The 6,625-nt window shown below is 60.3% G+C and carries 6 protein-coding genes; 1 reads left to right on the forward strand and 5 read right to left on the reverse strand.

The annotated features are described in order from the left end of the window. Positions 1 to 871 precede the first annotated feature (871 nt). Positions 872 to 1,627 carry a hypothetical protein gene (locus JW929_04015; GenBank protein ID MBN1438554.1) on the forward strand — a complete coding sequence of 252 codons (756 nt, stop codon included), beginning with the start codon at positions 872 to 874 and terminating at the stop codon, positions 1,625 to 1,627. A 981-nt stretch (positions 1,628 to 2,608) separates the two neighbouring features. On the opposite strand, the gene JW929_04020 is transcribed toward JW929_04015, so the two are convergent. The 5 genes from JW929_04020 to JW929_04040 form a co-directional block, all read right to left on the reverse strand. Beyond that, positions 2,609 to 3,535: an FAD-dependent oxidoreductase gene (locus tag JW929_04020; GenBank protein MBN1438555.1), complete on the reverse strand. Its 927-nt coding sequence runs from the start codon at positions 3,533 to 3,535 to the stop codon at positions 2,609 to 2,611. Positions 3,536 to 3,621: 86 nt separating this feature from the next. Beyond that, the gene (locus JW929_04025; protein ID MBN1438556.1) at positions 3,622 to 3,963 is read right to left on the reverse strand and encodes a thioredoxin family protein; all 342 of its coding nucleotides are present in this window, start codon (positions 3,961 to 3,963) and stop codon (positions 3,622 to 3,624) included. A 267-nt stretch (positions 3,964 to 4,230) separates the two neighbouring features. Further along, positions 4,231 to 4,503, reverse strand: coding sequence for a co-chaperone GroES (locus tag JW929_04030; protein ID MBN1438557.1), 273 nt, complete (start codon positions 4,501 to 4,503; stop codon positions 4,231 to 4,233). Between the two features lie 15 nt (positions 4,504 to 4,518). Next, on the reverse strand, positions 4,519 to 4,776 hold the full coding sequence (locus tag JW929_04035; protein ID MBN1438558.1) for an NrdH-redoxin: 258 nt from the start codon (positions 4,774 to 4,776) through the stop codon (positions 4,519 to 4,521). Between the two features lie 409 nt (positions 4,777 to 5,185). Then, positions 5,186 to 6,448 (reverse strand): MFS transporter, encoded by a 1,263-nt coding sequence (locus JW929_04040; GenBank protein ID MBN1438559.1) that lies wholly within the window; start codon positions 6,446 to 6,448, stop codon positions 5,186 to 5,188. Between the last annotated feature and the right edge of the window lie 177 nt (positions 6,449 to 6,625).

Below are 6,625 nucleotides of genomic sequence, written 5' to 3' on the forward strand. Positions count from 1 at the left end.
CGTCGTCGTCGCGGATCCGGAAAAGGACCGCCGGCCGGGGATCGGAGTCTGCTATTACGCTTCGATCCTCCTCAACGCGCTGATCGCGTTTCTGATGAGTTGGGCGCTGATCGGCTGACCTCCCACCCTCACCTGACATTCCATGATCGAACGCGTTCCCGGACTTCACGGGGACTTGTTCACTCCAGGAGCTAGGCTCCTCCTCGAAACCGAAAAACACCGGAGGAACAGGGGGTGTTATTTCACCCCGGCGGGGCGGGCTTCGGGGCGTTCCTCATTCCGCGGATGCGAATTTATCCGTTCACGGCGATTCGGGCCGTAATTTCAAGTAAGTTCTTTATGGGCGCGGCGGAATCCGTCACCTTTGGGCGGATAGCGCATCCAACCCACCGGGACGGCATATGCCCATCCAATCCGCAACCGACGGAGCCTGCAACCCGCCGCGGCAAGCCGTCCGCGGATATGGAACCGGCTATATCAGCGTCGGATTACCCATGCGATGGGCTTCGACGCACTGAGGGCCGCGGAATTTGCCGCTCAGGGGCGGACGATGCCGCAGGTCCTCGCCGAGCACAAAAAGTGATCGCCCGGATGTATGTTTTCGCCGCGCCGGGTCCGCTCGAATCTCTACGCCGAAGCGGGTGGATGTATTCCGCACCGGCCGCGCTCGGGATGGTTCCCGTGTTGAGCCGCCGCGAGAGATGCACGCCGGCGAACCGGCCGCGGAACGGGCAAGCGCCCGCGGCGGCGTGAAGTTGCGGCTGATCGGATTGCTCCCGGGGTTCGATCCGTTCGGGAAGGCCGCCGTTCCGCGCTTGGGCGATAATCCGGACCGAAGAGTTCCTTATTCCCCGTTAAGGAGGACGATTCCATGTCAACGCTCAAAATCGGCATAGATTGGATGGACAAGCTTCTGCCGGAAGGCTTGCCCCTCCGCACATCCACGATCCTCAGCGGAGCCGGTGGCAGCGGCAAGCCGCTGATCGGGGATCATTTCGTGGCGTCTTGGATGAGGGCCGGAGGCAGCGTGGTTTTTCTTTCCCTGCAGTATCCCAGCGTTGAATTCCTCGACGAAAGCTTGAAAATCATCACCGGCTTGGATTTGGGGGAGCATCGCCGGCGGATGGTCTTCCTGTCCCTGGATGTCTCTCTGGAGGGGATGCTGGAGCCGGAGGAGAACGTCATCAAGGTCAACCTGGTCAAACCCGGAATCCTGAATGACGCTCTGGAAAAGGCCTTCGGCATGATTCCCGGGGACGGGCCCGGCATTTTGGTCTTCGGGTCGGCCATCAATCTGTTGCTGTTCTCCCCCACCTACGGCGAGGCCCTCCTTGAAGAGATGGTGTCGCTACTCCGGGACGACAAGCGGAGGACCTACATCTTTTCCGTGAGCAACAACGTCAAACCCAAGGAAATCGCCCGGCTGGAATCCGCGGCCGACAACCTGATCATGGCCCGGAGCGAAAACAATCCGATCCGTCTCTACATGACCGTCCGGAGGATGAAGGGCGTGCCCTTCTTGAAGGAAGAAATCCAGGTGCCGATCCCTCCGCCGTCGCTCGAATACATGAAGCAAATCGCGGACCATAACCGGAAGCGGATCGTCCCTCAGGTTTCCAAAATCTAATCCCCCGCTTGCGCATCGCGGCGCAGCGCAAACCCGGAGTGCCGAACGGCCCGCCCGGGGGAACTCCGCGCCCTCGCCTTCCCGGTCCGCACGGCAAACGTAGAATCGGCTCCCGCGCATCCGCCGGGTTTTGCATGGGCGGCGGGAGGCGGTCTTCGTAGGCGCCCGCCCCGCGCGGATGGGGATCGTCCGCCGGATCTGCCGGGCGGGCGCCCGCAAGGTCATCCGCCGCAGGCCGGAGTTTGTCGTCGCTAAGGATTCCAGGCTGTTTAGCAAACCGCCGTTCCCAAAGACGGCACCGTCCGAAATCACGACGGGCCTGGATTTGGAATCGCCGCGCTTGGAAGGTGCGCTATTTCCGGCGCGAGGAGTGCCGACCGGGTTATGGTCCGTGGGGGGTTGCACTATTGTGGAAGACCAAGAGGAGGAACAATCGTTTTACCGGTTCGCTTTCCAACGGGTCGCGGGGTCGATCCGGAGTGAGCGGGGTGTTCGGTTTCTCCCATTGCTACTGGTCCATCTTATGGGGAAAAGTATCGTTGTCTGGGATAGATTGCGATGCCGCCGATCGAAAAAAGTCCGGAAAAGCCTTCGGATGGAACGGCGGATAAGAATTAAAATTTCTTTCGGCCTATGCGCCGGAGAATAATTCCGTTCACTATCTACGCCGGGAGTGGAGGAGTAACGCTATCGCGGATCGTTGCGTCGAGGAGCTCCGCCGGTTCCCTTGGGAAGCGCGACGTACCTTGCGCAAGCTTCGCCGAAGAAGGCCGTTGCTTCAGCCTTTTGGCGACATCCGGCATGGGTGTGGTCGGCGATCCGTATTGTGCACAGATGCGGCGAAGCGCGCGCCTTTCCTCCGCCGGCGGCGTATTCGGCGGAGCGGGCCGGCGGAAGACGGGCGGGAAGCGGGTCCTCCCGCCGGCGGACTTCGGAGCCCTTTGCGGGTTCTGCAGAACCGGGGCGGGTTTCAGCGCGGGTCTATTTTTTCCGGATGACCTCCAGCGCGGCGATGGTTCCATCGCCGACGGCCGTGGTGATCTGGCGGTATTTTTTATCCCGCACATCCCCGGCCGCATACACGCCTTCGAGATTGGTTTCCATTTTTTCGTTCGTGATGATGTACCCCTGTTCGGTGAATTGCAGCGGGGTGCCTTTTAAAAATTCCACATTGGGCGTCATTCCGACAAAAATAAAGACGCCGTCGCGCTCCACCGTGACCAATTCCTTCGTTTTGAGATTCTCCGCCGTCACCAGCATTTTCTCTCCCCGTTTTTCAAACCCGCGGGGTTCATGCGACCATAAAAAGGAAACCTTGGGGTTGCTCATCACTTTTTCCGCGGTGATCTTTTCCGCCTGCAGGATGTCGAACTGGTGGATGACGGTGATGGATCGGACAAGCTGTACCAGCAACAGCGATTCCTCCATGGCGCTGTTGCCCCCTCCCACCACAACGATATCCTTGTCTTTATAAAACTCCCCGTCGCAGGTCGCGCAGTACGAGATGCCGTCGCCCTTGTGCTCCTGTTCGCCCGGCACCTGCAAAAGGCGGGGAGAGGAACCGGTGGCGAGGATCACATTTTTCGCCGTGTAGGCCTCGTCGTCTATGGAGACTTGTTTCTCCTCTCCCGTCAATCGGATGGCGGTGAGGTTGGCGGCCAGCTTGAACGTGGCGCCGTATTTTTCCGCCTGTTGGCGCATGTTTCGCGCCAATTCGTAACCGGCAACGGGTTCAACAAAACCCGGATAATTGGCGACCTGGTGCGTGATCTTCACCTGGCCGCCCGCGGAGGCTTCATCGACCACCAACGTGGATACGGAGGCGCGCGAGGAATAGATGGCGGCCGCCAGGCCAGCCGGTCCGGCGCCGATGATGATGAGATCGAAAGCATGCGGGTCTTGGCTCATCCAGATCCTTTCCTTAAGGCGAATTTGCGCGGATCCGATCCGGCCCGACAGGTTGCCATGGAGCCGTCGGATGTACGGCGCGGGAGCTACGCAAAGACCTCTTCGATGACGTCTTTGATTTGGTTCGCCGATTGAAGGCTGGTGGTGGCTTTGACCACTTTGCCGTTGCGGTAATAGATGGTAAACGGCAGCCCGTTAAATTTCCGGCACTCCGGGAGATTCCGGATGACGGAGGCGTCGGGGATGTCGAAATCCATATCCCGGAATTGAATCTCCGGATATTTCTCTTGAAAGACCTCGAAAATGTCGTAGACGGGAATGCACATCGGCCCCATTCTGCCGCAGCAGACGGCGACTTTTTCGTTGCTGGTGATCAACCCCTGCAATTCCTCTTTGCTGTTGACATGTTTCAGATTGGTTTGAAGCATTTTGGGCATCTCCTATGGTTTTGGATGTGTTCTGTCCGGCTGTGGGACTCCATCCGCAACGGTGCGGCGCGGCGCCCCGTTCGGAAAGATGCGCGGGGGATTCCCGCGCGCTCTCGGTTGCATCTGTTTTACCCCTGCATCGGGCCGCGATTGAGCGGACGAGGGAATGCCGTCCTCAAGTCCGCCGTTCCTATGGCGGATGAGGCGGAGGAACCGTCTCGACGGAGAGATGCATGGCGGACCTGTCCTTCTCTCGGAACGGGTGTATCACTGCAGACGTGCCAGGACGTCGTTGTATTCCATTAAAATAAACTCTTTCCCGTCCAGCTTGAATTCGGTCCCTGTATATTTGGCGAACAGGACCCTATCTCCCACCGCCAATTTGATTTCTTCGTCGTCCCCGATGGCGACTACCAGGCCGGTTTGCGGTTTTTCTTTGGCGGTTTCCGGAAGATAAATCCCCGACGAGGTTTTGCTTTCCTGTTCCAACGCTTCAACGACTACGCGGGCTCCGAGGGGCTGGATGTTGTGGTCGGTCATTTTTTCTCCCAGAAGCTATTTGATGGCGAGGATTCGGTCGATCTTCGGGCGGTCGAAGCCGACAACGATTTTCCCCCCGATATCGATGACGGGTACGCCCATTTGTCCGGAACGGCGGACGACGTCCCGGGCGGCGGCGGCGTCTCGGCTGACGTCTACATCTTTGAATTTAATTCCCTTTTCGCGAAAATAGCGCTTCGCCGTATTGCAGAACGAACAACTTGGGGTGCTGAAAACGATCACCCTGGGTTGTACTTTGGGCGGCACAGGCATTAATCGAGCCTCCGTCGGAAAGTGTGTATCGCATAAAGCCCTCATTTTTTACTGGTTGGGCGCACTATTGATTGTTAGATGCGCGATTCATCGAAAGGTGACAACCGGTTCGATGGAAAGGGATCCCGTTACCGCGGGGGCGTTTGAGCGGGAGTGTCCTGGAAAAAAGGGGTTTTCCGTGTTGCCGTGGGGGCAACGGCATGCCTGACGCTCGGCTCTCCAGCGAAACGCGCGCCGCGGGCGGTTTTTCGCCATGTCCTCGCTGGGGTGCCAGGGGAGAGGCGCTTCCCGGGCGACTGCCGCTTATGCCCTCCGGATGGCCCTGCGTCGCCGCCCCGGCGGAGGCGCGTCGGCCCGGTTTTTCTGCGGCGGCAATCACGGGCCATCCTCTTGACTTTGAAAACCCAGTTCAAGCCTTTTGCGGAACCGGCCAGCGCCCTATGACAATCGCGCCCGCGCCGATGCACGCCGCTGTTAATAGAAAGAGCGCCGTATACGATCCATATTGCAAAAACACGCCCGCCGCCAGGGGAAGGAAAGCGACCGGCAGGATAAGCGTTTCGTTGAGGCCGGCGTACGTCCCGCGTTCGTCCGCGGGCGACAGCTCCAGCAGTGCGCTCTGAAAACCGACGGCGCGCCCGTTGGAGGTTCCCCCGGCCAGGAAGAAGATCGGCAGCAAGGCCGGCCAGCCCAGCGGGCTGAGCGCAATCGCCAACAAGGGCGTGGAAAAAGAAAGGACTGCGCACAGGAACAGCATGCGGCGGCTGCCGGAACGGTCCACCAGGTGCGCCCAAACCATGTTGAAGATTATCCCGCCCAGCACCTGCGCCAGCAAAAACCAACCCACGGCTTCCGTCGGCGCCCCAAGCTTTTCGCGGGCATATACCACGTAGAAGGGCAAAGCCATCAGGCTGAAACCCGTCAGGAGCTGCGCCATCGTCAACGGGTTCAAGCGACGGATGGTTCTCGTCACCTGCTTTCGGTAGTCGCGCCAGGGCGGCGCGCGCCGCTTGGCAACGGGAGAAGGAGGCTCCCGGATAATCCAAAACCCCAACGAAGCAATCCCCAGGCTGACGGCGGCCGAGCCAAACAGCCAGGCGTAATTTTCGGGGTACGCCACATGCGCCAGAATTTGCTGCGCCGCCAGCGCCGCGCCGATGGAAAGAGGCGCGGCCAGGGCGCCCCGGCCGCCGAAAAAGGCGCCCCGCTTTCCCGGCGGAATGATTTTCCCGATGATGTCGGTGAAGGGGACATTTCCTAATCCGCCGCCGGCGTAAAAAAGGACCAGTATGCCCACCAGGATCCAGGCGAGGGTGAGGGGAGATCGGCCGCCTAAGAGATAGATGAGCCACGCCAGCAATCCCCAGCTCAGGACGCGCACATAGATGGCCAGCAACAAATAGGGTTTTTTGAACACCAGGGGGTCGATCCAGCGGGCGACAAAAAGCTGTGGCAGGGCGCCGGCCACAGCCAGCACGGTGGTGAGGCCTCCTACCCAGACCGTCGAGCCGGTAAGCTCGACGATAAACGCCGGGAGGACCGTCGCCGGTTGCGTCAGCGCCATCCCCAGGGCCAGAAACGCCCCATGCCATAATCCGCCGAAGAAGTTGCGGCGGGAGAAAGGCGCTTCAGGGTGGGCCGTGTTCGGTTTTCTGTTTTCTTCCGCCATCATATCCTCTTCCGCATCCGGCCCGGCATGCCGGCCTGTGCTCGTTTCGCAATTTTACGCCGCCGCGCGCAATCCGGAGTCGCCGAGGGCGGGGACCGGGTCTTCCGCGCGCGGGCGATGGGCCGCTGCCGCCGGATGGCGGCCTGCGGCTTGGGCGACTGGTTCGGCGCCTTCCGCGGC

The sequence above is a fragment of the Anaerolineales bacterium genome, assembly GCA_016928575.1.
GTDB lineage: Bacteria > Chloroflexota > Anaerolineae > Anaerolineales > RBG-16-64-43 > JAFGKK01.